This window comes from Gordonia spumicola, assembly GCF_009932475.1.
In the GTDB taxonomy this organism is placed as follows: domain Bacteria; phylum Actinomycetota; class Actinomycetes; order Mycobacteriales; family Mycobacteriaceae; genus Gordonia; species Gordonia spumicola.
The window spans coordinates 936,054-958,857 of sequence record NZ_BJOV01000005.1 but is presented as its reverse complement, the minus strand read 5'-3'; the positions used below and the strand labels follow the sequence as shown (position 1 = coordinate 958,857).

Sequence of the window (22,804 nt, the reverse complement as noted above, 5' to 3'; positions counted from 1 at the left end):
CGACCGCGGACGCCGGGCTCGGCGCGTGTGTGGGGACGACGTCAGACGGTCAGAGCCGACTCCACCTCGTCACGAGTGGAGCGGGCCGCGACGGCCAACGCCGACCCGTCCGGACCGGCCCGCAGGATGCTCCGCGACGCGGCGGGCAGCACCCATGCCGGGTCGGCACTGTCGCCGAAGATCCCCGGCAGGTCGGCAGGGGTGGCGCCCTGTGCACCGACGCCCGGCGCCAGGATCGGGCCCGCGAGTCGGGACAGGTCCAAACCGTGCTCGCGGGTCGCTCCGACGACGAGTCCGACCGTCCCCGATCCGTCCGCGTTCACCGCGGCCGCCGCGTCGACGACCGACTGCGCGACACTCGTGCCGAAGGAGGTCACCGCCGTCTGCACTCCCTGCCCGTCGGGGTTCGATGTGCGGGCGAGTACGAACACGCCCCGGCCCGTCGCCGCGGCGAGACGGATCGTCGGGTCGAGCGCTCCGACGCCGAGATACGGCGACGCGGTGACGGCGTCACTGCACAGCGGCGACGCGTCGTCGAGCCACGCCGACGAGTACGCCGCCATCGTGGACCCGATGTCGCCCCGCTTGGCGTCGGCGAGCACCAGTGCGCCGGCCTCGCGGCAGCCCGCGATCGTCTCCTCGAGGACCGCGAAGCCCGCCGACCCGAACACCTCGAAGAACGCCACCTGGGGCTTGATCACCGCGGCGACCGGACCGAGGGCGTCGACGCAGGTCTGCGCGAACGTCCTCAACCCGTCGACCGTCACCGGCAGACCCCACTGTTCGAGGAGTTCCGCGTGCGGGTCGATGCCGACGCAGAGCCTGCCGCGATCGGCGACCGCGGCGGAGTATCTGGCGCCGAAGGTCACGCGCCCGCCCGCATCTCCGCGTGACGCCGCTGCAGCGACTGCACGCCCATCGTCTCACCGAGCGCGGCCTCGATGCCCTGCACCGCGGCGCTCGCACCCGACACGGTCGTGATGCACGGGACCGTCGCGCCGATGGCCGCCGCGCGGATCTCGTAGCCGTCCACCCGGGGACCCGACGTGCCGTACGGGGTGTTGATGATCATCGCGACGTTGTGATCCTTGATCTCGTCGATCACGGTGCGCTTGCCCTCGGCGGCCTCCGCGCCCTTGGCGACGGTGACGACCTGGATGCCGTTGCGACTCAAGACGTCTGCGGTGCCGCTCGTCGCCATGATCGTGAACCCGAGATCGGCGAGGCGCTTGATCGGGAACAGGATCGACGCCTTGTCCCGGTCGGCGACGGACACGAACACGGTGCCGGACGTCGGCAGCGCGCCGCCCGCGGCCTCCTGTGACTTCGCGAACGCCCGACCGAAGTCGCTGTCGAAGCCCATCACCTCGCCCGTCGACTTCATCTCCGGGCTGAGCAGCGAGTCGACGCCCGTGCCGTCGGCACGGCGGAACCGGTTGAACGGCAGCACGGCCTCCTTGACGGCCACCGGTGCGTTCGACGGAAGCGTCGAACCGTCGCCCTCCGCAGGCAGGATCCCTTCGGCGCGCAGCTCGGCGATCGAGCGACCGAGCATCACGCGGGCGCAGGCCTTGGCGAGCGGCACCGCGGTCGCCTTCGACACGAACGGCACCGTCCGGCTGGCGCGCGGGTTGGCCTCGAGCACGTACAGCGTGCCGTCGGCCAGCGCGTACTGCACGTTCAGGAGGCCGCGGACGCCGATGCCCTTCGCCAACGCGAGCGTCGAACGTCGGACGTCCTCGATCTGTGCGGCGCCGAGCGTGATCGGCGGCAGGGCGCACGCCGAGTCACCGGAGTGGATGCCTGCCTCCTCGATGTGCTCCATGATGCCGCCGATGTACATCTCGGTTCCGTCGAACAGCGCGTCGACGTCGATCTCGACGGCGCCCTCGAGGAAGCGGTCGACGAGGACCGGACGGTCGTCGGAGATCTCGGTGGCGCGCGAGATGTAGTCCGCGAGCGCCTGCTCGTCGTAGACGATCTCCATCCCGCGACCGCCCAGCACGTACGAGGGACGGACCAGGACCGGGTAGCCGATGCCCGCCGCGATGTCGCGGGCGCCGTCGAACGTGGTGGCCGTGCCGAACTTGGGCGCGGGCAGGCCGGCCTCGACGAGGACTCGGCCGAACTCTCCTCGATCTTCGGCGAGGTCGATTGCTTCGGGGCTCGTGCCGACGATCGGGACCCCAGCGGCCTGCAGTCGTGCGGCGAGACCGAGTGGCGTCTGCCCGCCGAGCTGGACGATGACTCCCGCGACGGTGCCCGACTCCGACTCCGCGTGGAACACCTCGAGAACGTCTTCGAAGGTCAGCGGCTCGAAGTAGAGACGGTCGGCGGTGTCGTAGTCGGTGGAGACCGTCTCCGGGTTGCAGTTGACCATGACCGTCTCGTAGCCGGCCTCACTCAGTGTGAGCGCCGCGTGCACGCACGAGTAGTCGAACTCGATGCCCTGACCGATGCGGTTGGGGCCCGATCCGAGGATCAGGACCTTCGGACGCTCGGTCTGCGGAGCCACCTCGCTGGTGGCGGCCGGATCGAGCTCGTACGAGCTGTAGTGGTACGGCGTCTTCGCCTCGAACTCGGCTGCGCAGGTGTCGACGGTCTTGTACACGGGGCGGACGCCGAGGCCGACGCGGTGCGCGCGCACCGCGTCCTCGTCGACGAGCGCGGTGTCGCCGCCCGCGACGCGCAGCGCGGCGATCTGACGGTCGGAGATGCCGTTCGACTTCGCCACCCGAAGCAGGTGCTCGTCGAGCTCGGCGGCGTCGCGGACCTCGTGGCCGATGGCGCGGACGCCGTCGATCTCGGCGAGGAACCACGGGTCGATGGCGGTGACCTCGTACAGTCTGTCGACGCTGACGCCGGCCTCGAGTGCCAGCATCAGCTTGTACATGCGGCCGTCCCGGGCGACGGCGATGTCCGCGAGCAGCGCGTCCACGTCGAGCGTCGCCGGATCGGGACGGTCGGCCTCGGTCCAGAAGCCCGCGGCCTTCGTCTCCAACGACCGCATCACCTTGCCGAACGCCTCGGCGAAGCTACGGCCGAGGCTCATCGCCTCGCCGACCGACTTCATAGTGGTGGTGAGGGTGTCGTCGGCCCCGGGGAACTTCTCGAACGCGAAGCGGGGAGCCTTGACGACCACGTAGTCGAGGCTGGGCTCGAACGCGGCGGGCGTCACCTTGGTGATGTCGTTGGTGATCTCGTCGAGCGAGTAGCCGATCGCCAGCTTGGCCGCCATCTTCGCGATCGGGTAGCCGGTGGCCTTCGACGCGAGCGCGGACGACCGCGACACGCGCGGGTTCATCTCGATGACCACGAGGCGGCCGTCCACCGGGTTCTGCGCGAACTGGATATTGCAGCCGCCGGTGTCGACACCGACTTCGCGGAGGATGGCGATCGAGAGGTCGCGCATGATCTGGTACTCGACGTCGGTGAGCGTCATGGCCGGAGCCACGGTCACCGAGTCGCCGGTGTGCACGCCGACCGGATCGACGTTCTCGATGGAGCAGATGACGACGACGTTGTCCTTGTTGTCGCGCATCAACTCCAACTCGTACTCCTTCCACCCGAGGATCGACTCCTCGATGAGCACGTTCGCGGTCGGCGAGGCCGCGAGGCCGCCACCCGCGATGCGTTCGAGGTCGGCGTCGTTGTAGGCCATGCCCGAGCCGAGGCCGCCCATCGTGAACGACGGACGCACGACGACGGGGAACCCGAGGTCGTCGACGGTCGCGCGGACCTCGTCCATCGTGAAGCAGACGGCCGAGCGAGCGCTCTCGCCGCCGACCTTGGTGACGATGTCCTTGAACATCTGACGGTCCTCGCCGCGCTGGATGGCGTCGAAGTCGGCGCCGATCAGTTCGATGTCGTACTTGCTGAGGATGCCGTGTTCGTGGAGCCCGACCGCCGCGTTGAGGGCCGTCTGGCCGCCGAGGGTCGCCAGCACCGCGTCGATCGGGTGCCCCGCCGCCGCCTCGGTCTGGATGACCTTCTCGATGTACTCGGGGCTGATCGGCTCGACGTAGGTCGCGTCGGCGAACTCGGGGTCGGTCATGATCGTGGCCGGGTTCGAGTTCACGAGGGACACGCGCAGGCCCTCGGCCTTGAGCACGCGGCACGCCTGAGTGCCCGAGTAGTCGAACTCGCATGCCTGGCCGATGACGATCGGGCCGGAGCCGATCACCAGGACGTGGGAGATGTCGGTACGACGGGGCATCAGGAACTCCTCAATGGTTCTAGATCATCTGAAAGAAGAACGGCCAATCCGGCCTTGAACGTATTGAAACTACGGGAGATATTGGACGAAACATCCATATGGGTTGCGATTGAAACCGCAACGTCCGTCTTTCGCATCGAGTCCGCGATGTATCCGTAGCGCTTCAGAAGAGGCTCCAAAGCCTCTGCGGTGCCACCACGGATAGCATCAGGGTCACGGTATTTCTTCGTCTTAATATAAGACACCGGGATCTTGGGATACGCGGCAACCACAGCCTGGGGATCGCCCAACAACCACGCCTCGAGCTCTTCGACCACGATACGGCTCAACACAACCGGATTCGACGCACCACTAGACACGGACGCCAGGCCAGAATTCTTGACAATCGATTCGATCCGATCCTTTAGCTCGCAACAATCCTCCCTATCTTCGTCAACCAGGATCACAACTCCATAACCTTGTTGCACCGCGAAAGACGAATACCCTTTGAGTCGGGCGGGGAGCTTCCTAAGTAGATCAGGCTTTCCACCGAACGGATGGATACCGAAAGTTCGGTCACCAATCAAACCAGGAGCGATCTTTTGCAGGGTCAACTCCATCGAATATTCTTCAACCAAGAACTCCACGTGGGTAATCACGGTCATCGTTCGATCAAGCCTCGAGGGTCGGCGCGCTGCAAGAAACGCTCAGACCATAGGTCACCTAAAAGTCCGCCCGAGTCAACCATGGCCGTAACTCTAGGATCATCCTTTGCACGTTCAACCCTAGTAAATCCGTCTTCACCACGACTGACTATCCACAGCTCCTCGGGGTGGAGCGCATCAACGAAATCGCGCGAGTGAGTCGTCACCATGACTTGGGAGTTGACGGTGACCGCACGCATCGATTCAGCCAACGGTCTTAGCAACGCAGGATGAAGTTGATTCTCAGGCTCTTCGATCCCGATGACCCGAGGCGGCTCTGGATCATACAAAACAGTCAGGTATGCCAACAGTTTCAGCGTTCCGTCGCTGACAAACCTCGAAATCACAGAACTCGCGAATGCACGGTCCTTCAACTGAAGAAGCAACCGCCCGTCTGCGAGAACAGTGGAAGTGACCTTCTCTAGTTGGGGAACCTGCTTACTCAGTACCTCAAAAATCTCATCGAGACGTTGCGGATGCCTCTCTTGAAGATACTGGATTACATTCGGCAGATTGTCACCGTTCCTACTCAGTCGACGCTGGGGGCCCGAGACTGGCGTAGTTCGTGTACTATCGGCCGACACGTATGAGAGATACCAACCCGAGATAAATTCGCGAAGATACTGAATTCTGGGATGGCTTCTAAATTGCCCGAGAGCTGTTACCGCCAAGAGCGTAGGCGACGCTAGCTCCTCGTGATCCTCCCGCTGGGTCGCCTCATCCCAGGTCCTGCCAATCCCCCGACTGAAAGACAATATCTCCTTAGGTCGGCCCGAACCCGGCGCAACAGTCCAGCTCAGTTTCTCCTGTTCAATAACTGGCGCACCGACCTCATCTTCGCCTACCACCAGAAGATATGTCGCGAGCCTACTTTTCCCGTCAAGCTCAGCTCGGTACTTCAGCTCAATCGACACGGGTCCATCTGAATCGACCGAACGAATCCCGGCCATTCTATTTCGCCGATCCCACGCGGGACCAATGCCGTCAGTAAACGCTTCATGTAGGAAAGCGAATACATCGAATACAGTGGACTTGCCACTACCATTCGCTCCGAGCAACACCGTGAAAGGGCTCAGTTTAGTAAAACGGACATCACGAAGAAGTCGGTAGTTCTTGACGTGTAAGGACTCGACAATGCTCGTCGGAGATGTCATCGCTACCTCCCTTCCATGGTCTGGACGAACTGGTCGAAGAGGTTGGCGGCGTCGTGGGGACCGGCCGCGGCCTCGGGGTGGTACTGGACGGAGAACACCTGGCCGGACAGCAGCGAGACGCCTTCGACGACGCCGTCGTTGGCGCACACGTGCGACACGCGCGCCCGACCGAAGTCGGTGTCGAACTCTTCGCCCGCTTCGCCTTCAATGGCGAACCCGTGGTTCTGCGAGGTGATCGCGATGCGCCCGGAAGCGGTGTCCAGGACCGGGATGTTGATTCCGCGGTGACCGAACTTGAGCTTGTAGGTGCCGCGGCCGAAGGCGCGGCCGATGATCTGGTTGCCGAAGCAGATGCCGAACGTCGGGAGTCCGGCGTCGATGACCTCGCTGGTCAGCGCGACGGCGGCGTCGGCGGTCGCCGGGTCGCCGGGTCCGTTGGAGAGGAAGAATCCGTCGGCGTTCACCGCGCGGATGTCGTCGAGCGTCGCGGACGACGGCAGGACGTGCACCTCGACGCCCCGCGAGGCGAGCATCCGCGGGGTGTTGGCCTTGATGCCCATGTCCAGTGCCGCGACCCGGAGCTTGGCCTCTCCCCCGACAGCGGGCACGACGTACGACTCGGTGGTGCTGACCTCTCCTGCGAGGTCGGCGCCCGCCATCGACGGCTGCGCCCGCACCAGGTCGAGCATCTCGTCGGTGGAGCTGAGAGCGTCGCCCGAGAAGACGCCCGCGCGCATCGAACCGACCTCCCGCAGGACGCGGACCAGGGCACGGGTGTCGATTCCGGCGATTCCGACGACGCCCTGCTCGGCGAGTTCGCTGTCGAGCGTCGTCTCCGACCGCCAGTTGGAGACTCGTCGCGTCGGGTTGCGCACCGCGTAGCCCGCCACCCAGATCCGGCCGCTCTCGTTGTCGGCGGTGTTCCACCCGGTGTTGCCGATCTGCGGGGCCGTCGCCACCACGATCTGACGGTGGTAGCTCGGGTCGGTCAGGGTCTCCTGGTACCCGGTCATCGCGGTGCAGAACACCGCCTCGCCGAGGGTGGAGCCGACCGCTCCGTACGACAGGCCGGCGAAGACCTGGCCGTTCTCCAGCACCAGTACTGCTTTGCTCATCTCTTCTACGATTCCTTCTTCTCGGGTGCCGAGGCGTCGAAGGCGGCGAACGCCTTCTCGTTGAGTTCTGTGTAGGCCGCCGTCCAGTCCGGGTAGACGGTCTTGTCGTCGCCGCGCAGACCGGAGTCGATCTCGATCCCCGAGGGCAGTGTCCACCGGACGACGAGCACGCCGTCGCGGCTCATGACCTTTCCGGCGAGCCCGTTCTCGGTGCGGACGGCGACGAGGCTCTCGCGCGGGATCCAGATCTCCGATGCGCCCTGTCGGGTCAGGAGCAGACCCGCGTCGTATTCGGTGAGTTCGGCCGACGCGCGGTCGCCCTTGTCGCCGACGGCGATCCGGTTCTGCCAGCTGGGGGCGACGGTGCTGCCGACGTACAGGCCGGTGTGCGGTCCGCGGACCGGTTCGCCCAACTCGTCCGGCGTCTCCGGGAAGGCTCCGAGTTCATCGGCCTGCCGGTCCCCGCGCTTACGCCATCCTCGCAGGGCGAGGGTCACCATCGTCAGCCAGACCGCGAGGGCTCCGACCGCGATCAGCAGGTAGTACAGCCAGTTGCTCACAGCCACGCCCCCTCGACTCCGCTCGGGGAACCGGCGGTGACTGCGCTCGGGGAACCGGCGGCATCGCTCGTTGCGCGCCGGGCGGTGACCCGACCGCGGAGGAATGTCGCCCGGACCACGCCGGGCAGGGTCATCTCCTCGTACGGTGTGTTCCGCGACTTGCTGGCGAGGCCCTCGCCCGCGACGGTCCACCGCGTGTCTGGGTCGACGATCGTCAGGTTGGCGGGTTCGCCGACCGCGATCGGACGGCCCTGATCGTCGAGGCCGACGATCTGTGCGGGACGTTCGCTCATCACCCTGGCGACGCCGCGCCAGTCGAGGAGCCCGGTGTCGACCATCGTCTCGACGATCACCGACAGCGCGGTCTCCAGTCCGAGCATGCCCGGGCGGGCCTGCGAGAACTCGCAGCACTTCTCCTGCGAGGCGTGCGGCGCGTGGTCGGTGGCGACGCAGTCGACGACGCCGTCGGCGAGCGCCCGGCGCAACGCCAGCTTGTCGCGCTCCTCGCGCAACGGCGGGTTCACCCGGTTGACGCCGTCGTACGTCTCCAGCCGGGAATCGTCGAGCAGCAGGTGATGCGGCGTCACCTCGGCGGTGATGTCGATGCCCTGGCCTCGGGCCCAGCGGAGCAGTTCGACGGTGCCCTCGGTGGACGCGTGCGCGATGTGCACGCGGGCTCCCGCGTCGCGCGCCAGGAGGGCGTCGCGGACGACGATCGACTCCTCGGCGGCCCGCGGCCACCCGGCGAGGCCGAGTCGTGCCGCCGTCGGGCCGTCGTGCGCGACGGCTCCCTCGGTGAGGCGCGGGTCCTCCGAATGCTGCGAGATGAGCACTCCCAGACCCGTCGAGTATTCGAGTGCGCGCTTCATGATCACGGGGTCGTGGACGCATTTGCCGTCGTCGCTGAACAGGCGGACCTTCGCCGCGCCCGCCGCCATCATGCCCATCTCGGCGAGCTGACGGCCTTCCAGGCCGACGGTGACGGCTCCGACGGGATGGACGTCGACGAGACCGACGTCCTGACCGAGTCGCCACACCAGATCGGTGATGGCGGCGTTGTCGGCGACCGGGGCCGTGTTCGCCATCGCGAACACGGCGGTGTAGCCGCCGCGAGCCGCGGCCCGCGAACCCGACTCGACCGTCTCGGTGTCTTCCCGGCCGGGCTCGCGCAGATGCGTGTGCAGATCGACGAAACCGGGCAGCAGGACGCCTCCGCGGCCGTCGACCGTATCCGCACCGTCGGGAGCGGTCAGTCCCGCCCCGATCTCGGTGATCTCGCCGTCGGTGACCGCGACGTCGACGGGGTCACCGTCACCGTAGGGCCGGACGTTGGTGATCAAGACCGAACCGTTCGCGGTCACGACTGCTCTCCTGACGTGGTGATCGAAGTGTGGTGCGACGCCTGTTCGTCCGCGCCCGCGAGCAGGCGGAACAGGACGGCCATGCGCACGTGCACACCGTTGCGGACCTGTTCGAGGACGGTGGCCTGCGGGGTGTCGGCGACGTCGAAGCCGATCTCCATGCCGCGCAGCATCGGGCCCGGGTGCAACAGCACCGCGTCGTCGCGGAGCATGGAGCGGCGGGCGTCCGACAGTCCGTAGCGGACCGAGTATTCGCGGGAGCTCGGGAAGAAGCCGCCGTTCATGCGCTCGGCCTGGACGCGCAGCATCATCACCGCGTCGGCGGCGGGCAGTTCGGCGTCGAGGTCGGTTGCGACGCGTACCGGCCATGTGTTCACACCGGTCGGCAGCAGTGTCGGCGGGGCGACGAGGACCACTTCCGCGCCCAGGGTCGAGAGCAGCAGCGCGTTGGACCGGGCCACCCGGGAGTGCAGGATGTCCCCGACGATCAGGACGCGTCGCCCGTCGAGTCCGCCGAGCCGCTGACGGATCGTGTAGGCGTCGAGCAACGCCTGCGTCGGATGCTCGTGCATGCCGTCGCCAGCGTTGATCACGCTCGGTCCCGTGCTGGGCACGCCGAGGATGTCGCTGCCGTCGTTGGTCCAGCGGGCGATCTGCGCTGCCGAACCCGATGCCGGATGTCGGACGATGAGCGCGTCGGCGCCGAGCGCGCGCAGCGTCTTCGCCGTGTCGCGGAGCGACTCCCCCTTGTTGACCGACGAACTCGATGCGCTCACGTTGATGACGTCGGCGCTCATCCACTTGCCCGCGACCTCGAAGGACACGCGGGTGCGGGTGGAGTTCTCGTAGAACACCGTCATCACGGTGCGGCCGCGCAGGGTGGGGAGCTTGCGGACTTCGCGTCCGGCGAGCGCCTGCTCGAAGCGCTGGGCCTCGTCGAGGATGTCGATCGCCTCGTCGCGGGTCAGGTCCGCCGTGGACAGCAGGTGCTTCATCGAAGCACCACCTCGTCGAGCCCGTCGTGTTCGGCGAGATGCACCTGGACGTCCTCGTCGCGGGCGGTCGGGATGTTCTTCCCGACGTAGTCCGCACGCAACGGGAGTTCACGATGCCCTCGGTCGACGAGCACGGCGAGTTGAACTGCCGCCGGGCGACCGAGGTCGCGCAGCGCGTCGAGGGCCGCCCGCACTGTGCGGCCGGAGAACAGGACGTCGTCCACGAGGATCACGAGCGCGCCGTCCACGCCGCCCTCGGGCACGAGGGTCCGTTCGAGCGGACGATGAGGCTTGTCGCGGAGATCGTCCCGATACAGGGTGATGTCCAGGTAACCGGTCTCGACGGTGACGCCGGAGAACTCGACGATCTTCGCCGCGAGTCGCTGCGCCAGACTGGTGCCTCTGGTGGGGATGCCGATCAGGAGCACCCGGCGCGAACCTGGTGCGTCGAGAGCGGTCTTCTCGATGACTTGATGAGCCATCCGCGCCACGGTGCGACCGACGTCTGAAGCGTCGAGCAGCACGCGCGCGGGCCCTGATTCCGGGCTGTGGGCATCATCGACCGGCGAATCCAAGCCGACCTCCTTCTCCGCCTCACTGGACGGATCGTTAAAGGAATTTCGCTTGCGTGGGCAGTCTACTCCGCCGAGGCGGCGGCGCGGACCTGAGGGGCGAGCTCGGCGACACGGCCGAGCACTCCGTTGACGAACGACGGCGACTCGTCGGTCGACAGTTCTTTGGCGAGCTTCACCGCCTCGTCGAGCACCACGTGGATGTCGACGTCGTTCGAGTACAGCAGCTCCCACACGGCCAGGCGCAGGATCGCGCGGTCGACGGCCGGGAGCCGGTGCAGCTTCCAGTTCTCCAGATGCGACGAGATCACCGCATCGATCTGGGCTGCGTCGGACGCGACTCCCTCGACGAGAGTCACGGTGTACCCGCTCATCTCGCCGACGGCGTCGTGCTCGGCGAACCATTCGCGTCGCTCGGACACGATCTGGGTCGCCGGGATCTCCTTGGCCTCGGCCTCGAAGAGGATGTCCACCGCACGCGCGCGCATGCGATGGCGACCTTTCATCTCACTCACGGATCAGTACTCGATCGTTCAGCTGTTGACGCGGCCGAGGTAGTTGCCGTCGCGCGAATCGATCTTCAGCTTGTCGCCGGTGTTGATGAACAGCGGGACGGCGATCTCGGCGCCGGTCTCGAGGGTCGCGGGCTTGGTTCCACCGGTCGAACGGTCACCCTGCAGGCCCGGATCGGTCTGTGCGACGACGAGCTCCACGGTGACCGGGAGTTCGACGTACAGCGGCTCGCCCTCGTGGGTGGCGACCTGAACGGTCATGTTCTCGAGCAGGAAGCGCGCGCCGTCGCCGACGGTCTCCGGGGTGATGTTGATCTGCTCGAACGTCTCGCCGTCCATGAAGACGAAGTCGGCGCCGTCGTTGTACAGGAAGGTCATGTCGCGACGGTCGACGGTCGCGGTCTCGACCTTGACGCCCGCGTTGAACGTCTTGTCGACGTTCTTGCCCGACAGGATGTTCTTGATCTTGGTGCGGACGAAGGCCGGTCCCTTACCGGGCTTCACGTGCTGGAACTCCAGGATCTGCCAGAGCTGGTCGTCCATCTTGAGGACGAGTCCGTTCTTGAAATCGGCGGTCGTCGCCATGAATGTTCTCCTCGCGGGTGTTCTCTACAGGACGCGGAGCGCCCGTGATGTGGTCGTCAGTGACGTCGGTCCGGCGTCGGTGACGACCAGGGTGTCCTCGATCCGCACGCCGCCGCGTCCGGGGAGGTAGATCCCAGGTTCCACGGTGACCGTTGCGCCGTCAGGCAGTGTACCGCTCGCGGCGGCCCCGATTCCCGGCGCTTCGTGTATCCGCAGGCCCACGCCGTGCCCGAGACCGTGGACGTAGTAGTCACCGTACCCCGCCTCGGCGATCACATCGCGGGCCGCGGAGTCGATTCCGGCGAGGTCGGCTCCGACCTCGAGCGCCTCACGACCGGCTCGCTGGGCGGTCAGGACGATCGCATGGATCTCGCTCTGCCAGGCCGCCGGTTCCCCCAGCACGAAGGTTCGCGTCATGTCCGAGTGATACCCGCCTGACACGGCGCCGAAATCGATCTTGACCAGGTCTCCGACGGCGAGGACGGCGTCCGTCGGACGGTGGTGCGGTACGGCCGAGCTGGCGCCCGCGGCCACGATCGTCTCGAACGCGATCGATTCGGCCCCGAGGGCGAACATCTCCCATTCCAGATCGCGTGCCACCTGACGTTCGGTGCGGCCCGCAGCGATGGCCCCTCGGCCCACCAGCGCGGCGAGCGCCGCGTCGCCGATGCGGCACGCGGACGTGATGAACTCCACTTCCCCGTCGTCCTTGGCGATGCGCAGCGCCTCCACCTCGTCGGTCGCGGTCGTCAGCGTGACACCCGTCGTCTCCGCGAGGTCGGCGAGCCGCCGATAGGCGTCGACGGTGATGACGTGGCCCTCGACCGCCACCGTTCCGGAGCCCGTCGCCCGGATCAACGCGGGCGGACAGTCACGTTCGATGAGCGCCGTCAGCCCTGGAGCCTGCTCGGCCACCTGTGTCGTGTAGCGGCCGTCCGTCGCGATGCGGTCGCCGTCACGATCGGGTCCGGCGTGGACGAGGACCGCACCGTTGCTTCCGGTGAAACCCGTCAGATAGCGGACGTTCACCAGGTCGCTGACGATGATCGCGTCCAGTCCCGCATCGCCGATGCGCCGTGCCAAGCTCGCTCGTCGCGTGTCATGAATTGCCGAAGAATGCATGTCTACATTGTTGAACATGTTCCACCCCGCTACTGTGTTCCCATGAGTTCGTGGCTACTTCGTGGCGTCGTGATGACCATCGTGCACATCGCCGCCCGCGTCATCCTCGGCGCCTTCGTCATCTCGCATCCGCTGTCGTCCCCGCTCGCCCGGTGGCTGACGATCGCCGCGTGCATCGTCATCGCCATCATCTGGGGCGGTGTCGACGGCCTCAAGGACGCGCGCGCGCACGCCGATCCCGACGACTATGAGGACCTCACCGTCCGCTGGCTGAAGGCGGGCCTGATGGCCGGCTTCCTGTCGTGCCTGGTCAGTTGGATCCTCGGCACCGTGTGGCTCAACGGCATCGGTCAGGCCAGCCTGCCGATCGAGCTGATCGCGGGCACGTCGTTCATCGCACTGCTGGTGTTCGTCCCCGCGTTCTTCGGAGCGTCCGTCGGCCGTTTCCTGATCCGTCGCGAACAGCGCAAGGCCGAGCTCGCCGCGGAAGCCGCGGCCGAAGCTCAGACTCAGCCCGCGGTCCCCGTCGCCTGATCCCCTTCCACGAACGCCGAACGGCGCCCGACCTCCCGGTCGGGCGCCGTTCTTCGTATGCGGCTGGCGTCACAGCAGGATCGGACCGCCCGCGGGCTTGCCCTTGGCAACGGCGGAGTACGCGGCGGCGATGAGCGACGGGTCGGGGGCTTCGAGGCGGCCGGGCTTCGCGAGGCCGTCGAGCACCACGAAGCGGATCATTCCCGACCGGTTCTTCTTGTCCCCCGCCATCGTCTTCAGCAGGTCGCCGAGGGCGTCCTCGTCGTACGCGGTCGGCAGTCCGACGAGTTCGAGGATTCCGCGGTGACGATCCGCGGTCTCGTCGTCGAGGCGGCCCGCCAGGCGAGCGAGTTCGGCGGCGAACACCATGCCGACGGAGATCGCGGCGCCGTGTCGCCACTTGTACTGCTCACGGCGTTCGATCGCGTGCCCGAGGGTGTGACCGTAGTTGAGGATCTCGCGGAGCGAGGACTCCTTCAGATCGGCCGACACCACGTCGGCCTTGACCTGCACCGAGCGGCGGATGAGCTCGGGCAGGACGTCGCCCGCGGGGTCGAGGGCGGCCGTCGGGTCCGCCTCGATGAGGTCGAGGATCACCGGGTCGGCGATGAAACCCGTCTTGATGACCTCGGCGAGACCCGCGACGACCTCGTTGTGCGGGACGGTCTCGAGCGTCCCGAGGTCGATCAGCACGGCGTCCGGCTCATGGAACGACCCGACGAGATTCTTGCCCGCATCGGTGTTGATGCCCGTCTTTCCGCCCACCGCGGCGTCGACCATCGCGAGGAGCGTCGTCGGAACGTGGATGACGCCGATCCCGCGCATCCACGTGGCGGCGGCGAAGCCCGCGAGGTCGGTCGCCGCTCCGCCGCCGAGGCTGATCACCTTGTCGTTGCGCATCATGCCGATGCGACCGAACACCTCCCAGCAGTACGCGGCGACCTGCAGGTCTTTGCCCTGTTCGGCGTCCGGGATCTCCAAGCGGTGCGCATCGAAGCCGCGCTCGGCGAGGAACTCACGGATCTGCTCGGCGGTCTGCTGCAGCGTCGGCTGGTAGATGATCGTCACGCGGTCGGCGCCCTCCGCCGCCGCCGCGAGGTCGGTGAGCAGCCCACGGCCGATCGTCACGTCGTACGGGTCGGCGGCGCGGACGGCGACCTTCACCGGCTCAGTCATCGGGGATCTCCTTCAGTGGGGTCAAGGTGTCGACGATCGTCGCGACGACCGTGTCGACGGGGCGGGTCGCGTCGACCGAGGCGACGGCGACGGACCGGTAATGGTCCACGCGCGATGCGAGGATCTCGCCATACCGTCCGGCCGGGTCCGGGTCGGCGAGCAGCGGACGGTCGGAGTGCGCGACTCGGGCGAAACCCGCGGCCGCGTCGATCTCCAGATAGATCACATGGTGTGCGGCGAGGGCGTCACGTATGGCCGGCACCGTCGGGGAGCCTCCGCCCAGGGCGACGACGCCCGTCGACTCGTCGAGCACGTCCCGCACCACGTCGGCCTCGATCGCGCGGAAGCCGACCTCGCCGTCGGCGGCGAAGATCTCCGGGATCGTACGGCCGCTGCGGCGTTCGATCTCGGCGTCGGTGTCGACGAACTCGACGCCGAGTCGCGCGGCGAGCGCGCGACCGACCGTCGACTTGCCAGATCCCATGAATCCGGCGAGCACGACGGCGGGTCGAACGGTCACGGGCGCGGCGGACGCGCGTCGATCACGTCCAGGTACCCGCGCAGGTTGGCTCCGGTCTCCGCCACCGAGTCGCCGCCGAACTTCTCGAGGGCGACCTGTGCGAGGACGAGCGCGACCATCGCCTCGGCGACGACACCCGCGGCCGGAACGGCGCACACGTCGCTGCGCTGATGGATGGCGCTCGCGGGCTCGCCCGTCGACATGTCGATCGTGGCGAGTGCGCGGGGCACGGTCGAGATCGGCTTCATCGCGATGCGGACGCGGACGTCCTCGCCGTTGGTCATGCCGCCTTCGAGTCCGCCGGCGCGGTTGGTCGACCGGAGCACGCCGTCGGCTCCCGGCACCATCTCGTCGTGCGCCTGGCTGCCGCGACGACGAGCGGTCTCGAAGCCGTCGCCGACCTCGACGCCCTTGATCGCCTGAATGCCCATCAGGGCGGCCGCGAGACGCGAGTCGAGGCGCACCTCACCGCTCACATGCGAGCCGAGCCCGACGGGCACACCGGTCGCGATCACCTCGACGACGCCGCCGAGCGTGTCGCCGTCTCGCTTGGCCGCTTCGATCTCGGCGATCATCGACTCCTCCGCGTCCTTGCCGAACGCGCGGACGGGACTGGCGTCGATCGCTTCGAGATCGGACGGTGCAGGCGACGGGCCCGAGTAGGGCTCGCTGTCGCCGATCGAGACGATGTGCGACACGATCTCGACGCCGAGGACCTGCTTGAGGAAGTTACGGGCGACGGTGCCCGCGGTCACGCGCGCCGCTGTCTCGCGGGCACTCGCGCGCTCGAGGATCGGACGCGCGTCGTCGAAGCCGTACTTGAGCATGCCCGAGTAGTCGGCGTGACCGGGGCGGGGACGCGTCAGTGCCGCATTGCGCGCGCTTCCCGCCAACTCGTCCTCATCGACGGGGTCGGCCGACATGACCTTCTCCCACTTGGGCCACTCGGTGTTGCCGATCTCGACGGCGATCGGGCCGCCGAGCGTCTTGCCGTGACGGACGCCGCCGATCACGGTGACCTCGTCGGCCTCGAACTTCATACGCGCGCCGCGGCCGTAGCCGAGGCGACGACGAGCGAGTTGTTCGGCGATGTCGGCGGTGGTGATCTCCACCCCCGCCACCATGCCTTCGACCATTGCCACCAGGGCAGGTCCGTGCGATTCTCCGGCAGTTATCCAACGCAACACGCGTCAATTGTTCCAGAAGCCGCCACGGAGTCGATGACCAGCCATGCCAACGTCGTCGACACGAGCGCCGGACCGTGCACGACCACCGTCCTCCGACGGACCGCCAGCACGCATCCGGTGATGACCGCGGAGCCGACGACGACGGCCGCGGCCGACGCCGGATCGGCCAGCACTCCCCCGCACACGACGGCCAGCTTCACGTCCGCGCCGCCGCACAGGCGTCGAGCGAACGCGATCAGATACGGTGCGGCGCACACCGCCGCGCCCCACGCCACCGCGGGCTCCAGCGTCGCGAGCACCGCGACGACGCCGATCGCGGGGAGCGTCACAGTGTTCGGGATCCGCCCGGTCCGGGCGTCGCTGACCGCGCACCACACGAGCACCACGATCAATCCCCCGACGACCATGCGCCCAAGCATCGCCCGAAACGTCGAATCCGACCAGCACGAATTCCACAGGCAGGTTCCATTTCGACTCGGCCCGGTGGTTCCTGAGCTTGTCGAAGGGCTCAACCATCGATGCGAGGGACCGCTCCCACGGTGGTTGAGCCGACACCGAGGCGCCGGCCGAGGAGTCGAGTCGAAACCGCGCGACGAGCGCGGCGAGTCAGAGGGTGACGCCGACCGCCGCCGCCATCGCCGCCTTCGGCGCCGGGAGCCCGGTGAACTGCTCCACCTGGCTGTACGCCTGGTTCAGGAGCATCACGATGCCGCCGACGACGACACCACCCGCGGCGTCGACTGCGGCGGCGAGCGGCGTCGGCCACGGGTCGTAGATGACGTCGACGACACGACGGGACACGGCGACGGCGTCGGCGATCCCGGCGGCACCCGCCGCCGGGACGGTCGAGATCGTCACATCGGCCTCACCGCACACGGTGCGAACCGCGGCGACGGAGCCGAAGTCGACGACCCGCGCGCTCACCGAGAGTCGGTCGGCGAGGTCGAGGACGCCCTCCGCACGGCCCGCGTCACGGGCGACGACGGCGACGTCGGTGACGCCCGCGTCGGCGAGTGCCGCGAGGGCGGGCAGCGCCGTCCCGCCCGCGCCGACGATCACCGCACGCGTCGCCGAGTCCGGCAGGCCGACCTCGGTCAAGGCTCCGGCGACGCCGTCGACGTCGGTGCAGTCTGCCCGCCACCCGTCCGCGGTCCGGACCAGTGTGTTCGCCGAGCCGATCAGGTCGGCGCGCGTCGTCCGGACGTCCGCGAAGGCGAGCGCGGCCAACTTGCACGGCATCGTCACCGAGAAGCCGATCCAGTCGGGTCCGGCGTCCCCCACCCGAGCCGGGAGCTGGTCGGCCGTCGTCTCGACGGCCTCGTACGTCCATCCGTCGAGCCCGAGGGCGGCGTAGGCCGCCCGGTGCAGGTCGGGTGAGCGGGAGTGCCCGACCGGCGAACCGAGGACCGCGGCCCTACTCACAACCGACCGTGAGGAACTTGTTGCGGCACGCCACCTGACGGTTCTTCTTGTGCTGCGCGAACGTCTTGGCGAACAGCGTCGTGCCCTCCTTGTCGACGGTCACGAAGTACACCCAGTCGCCGGGAGTGGGATTCTCGGTGGCGGCGAGCGCACGCTCGCCGACGGCGCCGATCGGCGTGAGCGGCAGGCCGTCGTGCTGATAGGTGTTCCACTTGTTGTCGGCGAGGTACGACTCGCCGTGCACATCGATGTCGGCGACGTCCGCGGTGTAGTTGACTGTCGAATCCATCTGCAGGCGGATGTTCTGGGCCAGCCGGTTGACGATCACGCGGGCGACCTTCGGGAAGTCGTCCTCGTGCTGTGCTTCGGCCTCGACGATCGACGCGATGGTCAACTCGTCGTACGGCGACTTACCCGCATCGTTGCCGCTGAGCAGTCCCCACGCGGTGAATCGGCTGACGCTGCGGGTGATCAGGTCTTTGAGGATGGCGCGCGCGTCGAGTCTCGGGTCGATGTCCTCCCACGCTCCGGAGGCGATGAGCCCCTCGATGCGCCGATGATCGCCGGTCAGCTCTTTGACCTTGGCCGTCGCCCAGTCGGGCACGCCCAACTGTTCGGGCGTCGAGTTCGCGGCGGCATCCTTGAGCTGGTCGACGGTCACGCCGTACTGCTTGTCGTCGGTGCTGAACGTGGTGGCCTTCGAGATCATCTGGAAGATGCCGGGGCGGGTGGTCCCGTCGGAGCTCTTCTTCGAGTCGAGTGTGAGGCCCTCGGGGACGACGAACCGTCCGACGCGGCGGTCGTCGCCGGACATCATCTCCAGCGCGGCCTTGGCGGAGATGCCCTTCGGCAGTTCGTAGAAGCCCGCAGACACTCCGGCTCCGCCCTCGGCTGCGTCGACGAAGGCCCGCTGGCTCCCGACCACGCCCGCGTCGGTCAGCGTCTGGCCGACGTCGCGGATCGCCGCGTCGGCCGGCACCTCGACCAGCACCGAACCGGAGCCGGTCGTACTGCTGTAGTCGGTCTGCGATTCGAACACGCCCAACCACTTGAGTCCGAGTCCGCCGAGCACCAGCACGGCGACCAGGATCACGCCCGCGATGGCGAAGAGCAGTCTGCGGCTCTTCTTCCGCGCGGGCATCGCCCCGCCGTGCACCGGGATCTCGCCGGTGTCGGAGTCGTCATCGTCGACGGCGTCGAGGATGTCGGGAGCGGAGACGGGCGTGGCCTGGACCGTCGGTTCGGTGAACGGCTCGACCGGGGCCGCGGCGACAGTCGTCTCGTCGACGACGGGCTCGGCTTGCGGCTGCCGCGGGTACACCGGCGCTGTGGACTGGTGCTGGGGCGCGGCGGGCTCGGCGACGGGGGCCTGCGGCTCGGGCTGCGGAACCGGGGCCTGCGGTACCGGAGGCTGCGGGACCGCCTGCCGGGCGGGCTCGTCGCGGTAGAACGGCTCGGTGTCAGCTCCGGCGGGCGACGAGTACAACGCGTCGTCAACCCTGGCGGGCTCGGCGTGCCTGCCGGGCGTTTCGACGTGCCTCGTCACCGGTTCCGTGAACCGCATCATCGGCTCGGCCGATGCGGGCTCATCGCGGTAGCGGACCTCGAAGTACGAGGGCGGCGCGCCGTGCTGCGGTTCCGGCGTCCGGTACTCGATCGTGGGATCGGGCAGTTCGCTCTGCACTCGGATGATCGGGATGTTGCCGGTGGTCGTCGGATCGCCCGGACCGCGCCGACGACGACGCCGGTTGCCCTCTTGAACGCCGGACGAGTCGGGGAAGAAACGACGCGGATCGGCGTCGCCCGGTGGCGCCGCGCTCGAGTGGCGGGGCCGTGCGTCGTCCCCCTCGCGGGGCGTACGGTCCTGGTCAGTCACGTCGGTCGATCCTCCTCATCGGCGGCACGCGTCAGCGACGCGCGTCCAGCCATCCCTGCAGAATAGCCACCGCGGCGGCTTGGTCGACGACGGCGCGCGCATTCTTCGCCTTCACTCCACTGGCGCGCAGCGCGGTCGTCGCGGTGACGGTCGTCAATCGTTCGTCGTGGTACTCGATCGGAACGTCGGGCATTCCGGAACGGCCGGTCAGGGCCGCGGCGAGCCGGTCCCCGAACGCCCGCGCGGCGTCGACGGCCGGACCGTCGGTGTTCCGCAACGTCCGCGGCAGCCCGACGATCACCCCGATCGCCTCGTACTCGTCGATGATCGCGACCACACGTTCGACGTCCCCGTCGTGCTTCGTGCGCTGCACCGTCTCGACCGGGGTGGCGAGGATCCCGTCGGGATCGCACACGGCGACCCCGACGCGGACGCTTCCCACGTCGATCGCCACTCGCCGCCCTCGCGGCGTGATCATCGGCCCCCGACGACGTCGCGCAGTCGCGTCAGGGCGGCGTCGACTCCCGCCGCGTCGGTGCCCGACCCCTGCGCGAGGTCGGGCTTGCCGCCCCCGCGACCGGCGACGAGCGGTGCGATCTCCTTGACCACGTCGCCTGCCTTGATGCCCGCGGCGCGTGCGGAGTCGGTGGTCCCGACGGCGAACGGCACCTTGTCGCCGTCGGCGGAGAACAGCGCGACGACGGCGTTGCGGTCGGCGACGCGCCCGCGCAGGTCGGTGACCAGCGTGCGGAGCCCGTTGGCGTCCACGCCGTCGGCGACGCGTCCGGCCACGACGAGGGTGTCGCCGACGGTCTGCGCCGTGTCGATCAGGCCGGACACGGCGGCCCGCGCCTGCTCTGCCTTGAGCGCCTCGAGCGCCTTCTCCGCGTCACGCAGCTTGCTGACGAGCTGATCGACGCGTCCCGGAACCTGCTCGGACGGCACCTTGAGCGTCGAGGCGAGCCCGGCCATCAGCGCCCGCTCCCGCGACAGGTACCGGAACGAGTCCATCCCGACGTAGGCCTCGACGCGTCGGACGCCCGAGCCGACCGACGACTCGCCGATCACCGTGATCGGGCCGATCTGCGCCGAGCTGCCGACATGCGTTCCGCCGCACAGTTCCATCGAGAAGGGTCCGCCGATCTCGACCACGCGCACGCGGTCGCCGTAGTTCTCGCCGAAGAGCGCCATCGCGCCCATCGCCTTGGCCTTGTCGAGGTCCGTCTCGAACGTGTTGACTCCGAAGTTGGCCTCGACGGCCTCGTTGCTTATCTGTTCGATCTCGGCGCGCTGGGAGTCGGTGAGTCCGCTCGCCGAATGGAAGTCGAAGCGCAGGTATCCCGGGCGGTTCAGCGACCCGGCCTGGGTCGCCGTCGGGCCGAGCACCTGGCGGAGCGCCGCGCCGACCATGTGGGTGCCGGAGTGCCCCTGGGTGGCTCCGTGTCGCCATGCGGCGTCAACGCTCGCGAGGACGTCGGAGCCCTCGACGATCTCGCCCTCGTCGACGACGACGCGGTGCAGCCACACCTGCTTGCCGACCTTCTGCACGTCCTTCACGGACAGTCGGACGCCGTCGGAGGTGGTGATCACGCCCTGATCGGCCATCTGGCCGCCGGATTCGGCGTACAGCGGGCTGCGGTCGAGGATCACTTCGAGCTCGGTGCCTGGCGTCGCGGACCGGACCCGTTCGCCGCCGGACACCAACCCGAGCACGCGCGCCTCCGAGACGAGCTCGTCGAAACCGGTGAACACCGTCGGGCCGCGGTCGAGGAACTCGCGGTACACGGTCTGGTCCGCGTGCGACGACTTGCGCGAGGTGGCGTCCGCCTTCGCGCGGCGACGCTGCTCGGCCATCAGTTCGGTGAACCCGTCGCGGTCCACCTCGAGGCCGGCCTCGGCGGCCATCTCCAGGGTGAGGTCGATCGGGAAGCCGTAGGTGTCGTGCAGCGCGAACGCGTCGTCGCCGCTGATCCGCGACTTGCCGGACGCCTTGGTGGCGTCGGCGGCCTCCGAGAACAGCTTGGAGCCCGCGGACAGCGTCTTCGCGAACGCGGTCTCCTCGGCGACGGCCACCGTCACGATGTGGGCGCGCTTCTCGGCGAGCTCGGGGTACGAGGGGCTCATCAGATCGACGACGGCCTCCACGATGCGCCCCATCGTCGGATCCGATGCGCCCAGCAGACGAACGGACCGCACCACCCGACGCAGCAGGCGGCGCAGCACGTAGCCGCGGCCGTCGTTGGACGGGACGACGCCGTCGCCGATCAGCATGACCGCGGTGCGGGCGTGGTCGGCGATCACGCGGAAGCGGACGTCGTCGTCGTGATCACCCGCGCCGTAGCCCCGGCCGGTGAGCTGCGCGGCGAGGTCGATGATCGGACGGCACAGGTCGGTCTCGTAGACGTTGTCGACGCCCTGCAGAATGCATGCGACACGCTCGACGCCCATGCCGGTGTCGATGTTCTTCTTCGGCAGCGGCCCGAGGATCTCGTAGCCGTCCTTGCCGCCGCCCTCGCCGCGGACGTTCTGCATGAAGACGAGATTCCAGATCTCGATGTACCGGTCCTCGTCGGCCTCCGGGCCGCCCTCGACGCCGTAGGCCGGACCGCGGTCGTAGAAGATCTCCGAGCACGGCCCGCACGGGCCCGGGACGCCCATCGACCAGTAGTTGTCCTTGAGGCCGCGCCGCTGAATGCGCTCGGCAGGCACGCCGATCTCGTCGCGCCAGATGGCCTCGGCCTCGTCGTCGTCGAGGTAGACGGTGGGCCACAGGCGCGTCGGGTCGATGCCGTAGCCGCCGTCGTCGACGGGGTCGGTCAGCAGCGTCCACGCGAACTGGATGGCCTCGCGCTTGAAGTAGTCGCCGAACGAGAAGTTGCCCGCCATCTGGAAGAACGTGTTGTGGCGGGTCGTGATGCCGACCTCTTCGATGTCCAGGGTGCGGACGCACTTCTGCACGCTCGTCGCCCGATCGTAGGGCGGGGTCTGATCACCGAGGAAGTACGGCTTGAACGGCACCATTCCCGCGTTCACGAACAGCAGATTCGGATCGTCGAGGATCAGCGAGGCGCTGGGAACCTCGGTGTGTCCGGCCCGGATGAAGTGATCCAGGAAACGCTTCCGGATGTCATGCGTCTGCACTGCGGTGATGTCCTTCGTTGAAGTCTGGTGATCCGGTGGAGAGTTTACCGGTCTGTGACAAGCGGGCCGACCA

At 68.1% G+C, this 22,804-nt stretch carries 21 protein-coding genes; 1 reads left to right on the top strand and 20 read right to left on the bottom strand.

The window, feature by feature from the left end; translation table 11 throughout:
• Nucleotides 1–41: 41 nt before the first annotated feature.
• The 12 genes from pyrF to GYB83_RS15700 form a co-directional block, all read right to left on the bottom strand.
• Entirely contained in the window at nt 42–869 is an 828-nt protein-coding gene (gene pyrF / locus GYB83_RS15755; protein WP_161896358.1) for an orotidine-5'-phosphate decarboxylase, read from the bottom strand.
• The gene (carB, locus tag GYB83_RS15750; protein ID WP_161896357.1) at nt 866–4,216 is read right to left on the bottom strand and encodes a carbamoyl-phosphate synthase large subunit; all 3,351 of its coding nucleotides are present in this window, start codon (nt 4,214–4,216) and stop codon (nt 866–868) included. Before carB ends, pyrF begins: the two co-directional genes overlap by 4 nt.
• Entirely contained in the window at nt 4,216–4,860 is a 645-nt protein-coding gene (locus GYB83_RS15745) for a DUF4276 family protein (RefSeq protein WP_161896356.1), read from the bottom strand. Before GYB83_RS15745 ends, carB begins: the two co-directional genes overlap by 1 nt.
• A complete protein-coding gene (locus GYB83_RS15740; protein ID WP_161896355.1) occupies nt 4,857–6,053 on the bottom strand; it encodes an AAA family ATPase in 1,197 nt (398 codons plus the stop codon). The genes GYB83_RS15745 and GYB83_RS15740 overlap by 4 nt, the downstream gene beginning before the upstream one ends.
• Nucleotides 6,054–6,055: 2 nt before the next feature.
• Nucleotides 6,056–7,168 (bottom strand): glutamine-hydrolyzing carbamoyl-phosphate synthase small subunit, encoded by a 1,113-nt coding sequence (carA, locus tag GYB83_RS15735; RefSeq protein WP_161896354.1) that lies wholly within the window; start codon nt 7,166–7,168, stop codon nt 6,056–6,058.
• Between the two features lie 5 nt (nt 7,169–7,173).
• Complete coding sequence (locus tag GYB83_RS15730; RefSeq protein ID WP_228461755.1) at nt 7,174–7,668, bottom strand: PH-like domain-containing protein; 495 nt, start codon at nt 7,666–7,668, stop codon at nt 7,174–7,176.
• A gap of 56 nt (nt 7,669–7,724) precedes the next feature.
• Nucleotides 7,725–9,089 (bottom strand): dihydroorotase, encoded by a 1,365-nt coding sequence (locus GYB83_RS15725; protein ID WP_161896353.1) that lies wholly within the window; start codon nt 9,087–9,089, stop codon nt 7,725–7,727.
• Nucleotides 9,086–10,084: an aspartate carbamoyltransferase catalytic subunit gene (locus tag GYB83_RS15720; RefSeq protein ID WP_161896352.1), complete on the bottom strand. Its 999-nt coding sequence runs from the start codon at nt 10,082–10,084 to the stop codon at nt 9,086–9,088. Before GYB83_RS15720 ends, GYB83_RS15725 begins: the two co-directional genes overlap by 4 nt.
• Nucleotides 10,081–10,659, bottom strand: coding sequence for a bifunctional pyr operon transcriptional regulator/uracil phosphoribosyltransferase PyrR (pyrR, locus tag GYB83_RS15715; RefSeq protein WP_161896351.1), 579 nt, complete (start codon nt 10,657–10,659; stop codon nt 10,081–10,083). The genes GYB83_RS15720 and pyrR overlap by 4 nt, the downstream gene beginning before the upstream one ends.
• Nucleotides 10,660–10,721: 62 nt before the next feature.
• Entirely contained in the window at nt 10,722–11,144 is a 423-nt protein-coding gene (gene nusB / locus GYB83_RS15710; RefSeq protein WP_228461525.1) for a transcription antitermination factor NusB, read from the bottom strand.
• A 45-nt stretch (nt 11,145–11,189) separates the two neighbouring features.
• The gene (gene efp / locus GYB83_RS15705) at nt 11,190–11,753 is read right to left on the bottom strand and encodes an elongation factor P (protein ID WP_161896350.1); all 564 of its coding nucleotides are present in this window, start codon (nt 11,751–11,753) and stop codon (nt 11,190–11,192) included.
• A gap of 24 nt (nt 11,754–11,777) precedes the next feature.
• On the bottom strand, nt 11,778–12,893 hold the full coding sequence (locus tag GYB83_RS15700; RefSeq protein ID WP_161896349.1) for an aminopeptidase P family protein: 1,116 nt from the start codon (nt 12,891–12,893) through the stop codon (nt 11,778–11,780).
• A gap of 24 nt (nt 12,894–12,917) precedes the next feature.
• Here GYB83_RS15700 and GYB83_RS15695 point away from each other — a divergent pair, with 24 nt between their 5' ends.
• Nucleotides 12,918–13,409, top strand: coding sequence for a B-4DMT family transporter (locus GYB83_RS15695; protein ID WP_186349793.1), 492 nt, complete (start codon nt 12,918–12,920; stop codon nt 13,407–13,409).
• 69 nt (nt 13,410–13,478) lie between these two features.
• On the opposite strand, the gene aroB is transcribed toward GYB83_RS15695, so the two are convergent.
• The 8 genes from aroB to alaS all read right to left on the bottom strand — a co-directional run bounded on the left by aroB (nt 13,479) and on the right by alaS (nt 22,731).
• Complete coding sequence (gene aroB, locus GYB83_RS15690) at nt 13,479–14,585, bottom strand: 3-dehydroquinate synthase (RefSeq protein ID WP_161896348.1); 1,107 nt, start codon at nt 14,583–14,585, stop codon at nt 13,479–13,481.
• Nucleotides 14,578–15,069, bottom strand: coding sequence for a shikimate kinase (locus GYB83_RS15685; protein ID WP_161897541.1), 492 nt, complete (start codon nt 15,067–15,069; stop codon nt 14,578–14,580). The genes aroB and GYB83_RS15685 overlap by 8 nt, the downstream gene beginning before the upstream one ends.
• A 32-nt stretch (nt 15,070–15,101) precedes the next feature.
• Nucleotides 15,102–16,241, bottom strand: coding sequence for a chorismate synthase (gene aroC, locus GYB83_RS15680; protein ID WP_267130341.1), 1,140 nt, complete (start codon nt 16,239–16,241; stop codon nt 15,102–15,104).
• Nucleotides 16,242–16,276: 35 nt separating this feature from the next.
• A complete protein-coding gene (locus GYB83_RS15675) occupies nt 16,277–16,699 on the bottom strand; it encodes a prepilin peptidase (protein WP_228461521.1) in 423 nt (140 codons plus the stop codon).
• 199 nt (nt 16,700–16,898) lie between these two features.
• On the bottom strand, nt 16,899–17,714 hold the full coding sequence (locus GYB83_RS15670; protein WP_161896345.1) for a shikimate dehydrogenase: 816 nt from the start codon (nt 17,712–17,714) through the stop codon (nt 16,899–16,901).
• A complete protein-coding gene (gene mltG, locus GYB83_RS15665; RefSeq protein ID WP_161896344.1) occupies nt 17,707–19,590 on the bottom strand; it encodes an endolytic transglycosylase MltG in 1,884 nt (627 codons plus the stop codon). The genes GYB83_RS15670 and mltG overlap by 8 nt, the downstream gene beginning before the upstream one ends.
• Before the next feature lie 31 nt (nt 19,591–19,621).
• A complete protein-coding gene (gene ruvX / locus GYB83_RS15660; protein WP_161896343.1) occupies nt 19,622–20,068 on the bottom strand; it encodes a Holliday junction resolvase RuvX in 447 nt (148 codons plus the stop codon).
• The gene (alaS, locus tag GYB83_RS15655) at nt 20,065–22,731 is read right to left on the bottom strand and encodes an alanine--tRNA ligase (protein WP_161896342.1); all 2,667 of its coding nucleotides are present in this window, start codon (nt 22,729–22,731) and stop codon (nt 20,065–20,067) included. Before alaS ends, ruvX begins: the two co-directional genes overlap by 4 nt.
• Nucleotides 22,732–22,804 lie beyond the last annotated feature (73 nt).

Bases quoted from the DNA above. Each gene is read 5' to 3' on its own strand.
- carB (WP_161896357.1), bottom strand. From the start codon at position 4,216: ATGCCCCGTCGTACCGACATCTCCCACGTCCTGGTGATCGGCTCCGGC.
- GYB83_RS15745 (WP_161896356.1), bottom strand. From the start codon at position 4,860: ATGACCGTGATTACCCACGTGGAGTTCTTGGTTGAAGAATATTCGATG.
- GYB83_RS15740 (WP_161896355.1), bottom strand. From the start codon at position 6,053: ATGACATCTCCGACGAGCATTGTCGAGTCCTTACACGTCAAGAACTAC.
- carA (WP_161896354.1), bottom strand. From the start codon at position 7,168: ATGAGCAAAGCAGTACTGGTGCTGGAGAACGGCCAGGTCTTCGCCGGC.
- GYB83_RS15730 (WP_228461755.1), bottom strand. From the start codon at position 7,668: ATGGTGACCCTCGCCCTGCGAGGATGGCGTAAGCGCGGGGACCGGCAG.
- GYB83_RS15720 (WP_161896352.1), bottom strand. From the start codon at position 10,084: ATGAAGCACCTGCTGTCCACGGCGGACCTGACCCGCGACGAGGCGATC.
- nusB (WP_228461525.1), bottom strand. From the start codon at position 11,144: ATGCGCGCGCGTGCGGTGGACATCCTCTTCGAGGCCGAGGCCAAGGAG.
- efp (WP_161896350.1), bottom strand. From the start codon at position 11,753: ATGGCGACGACCGCCGATTTCAAGAACGGACTCGTCCTCAAGATGGAC.
- GYB83_RS15700 (WP_161896349.1), bottom strand. From the start codon at position 12,893: ATGTTCAACAATGTAGACATGCATTCTTCGGCAATTCATGACACGCGA.
- GYB83_RS15695 (WP_186349793.1), top strand. From the start codon at position 12,918: ATGAGTTCGTGGCTACTTCGTGGCGTCGTGATGACCATCGTGCACATC.
- aroB (WP_161896348.1), bottom strand. From the start codon at position 14,585: ATGACTGAGCCGGTGAAGGTCGCCGTCCGCGCCGCCGACCCGTACGAC.
- GYB83_RS15685 (WP_161897541.1), bottom strand. From the start codon at position 15,069: ATGGGATCTGGCAAGTCGACGGTCGGTCGCGCGCTCGCCGCGCGACTC.
- aroC (WP_267130341.1), bottom strand. From the start codon at position 16,241: ATGGTCGAAGGCATGGTGGCGGGGGTGGAGATCACCACCGCCGACATC.
- GYB83_RS15675 (WP_228461521.1), bottom strand. From the start codon at position 16,699: ATGGTCGTCGGGGGATTGATCGTGGTGCTCGTGTGGTGCGCGGTCAGC.
- ruvX (WP_161896343.1), bottom strand. From the start codon at position 20,068: ATGATCACGCCGCGAGGGCGGCGAGTGGCGATCGACGTGGGAAGCGTC.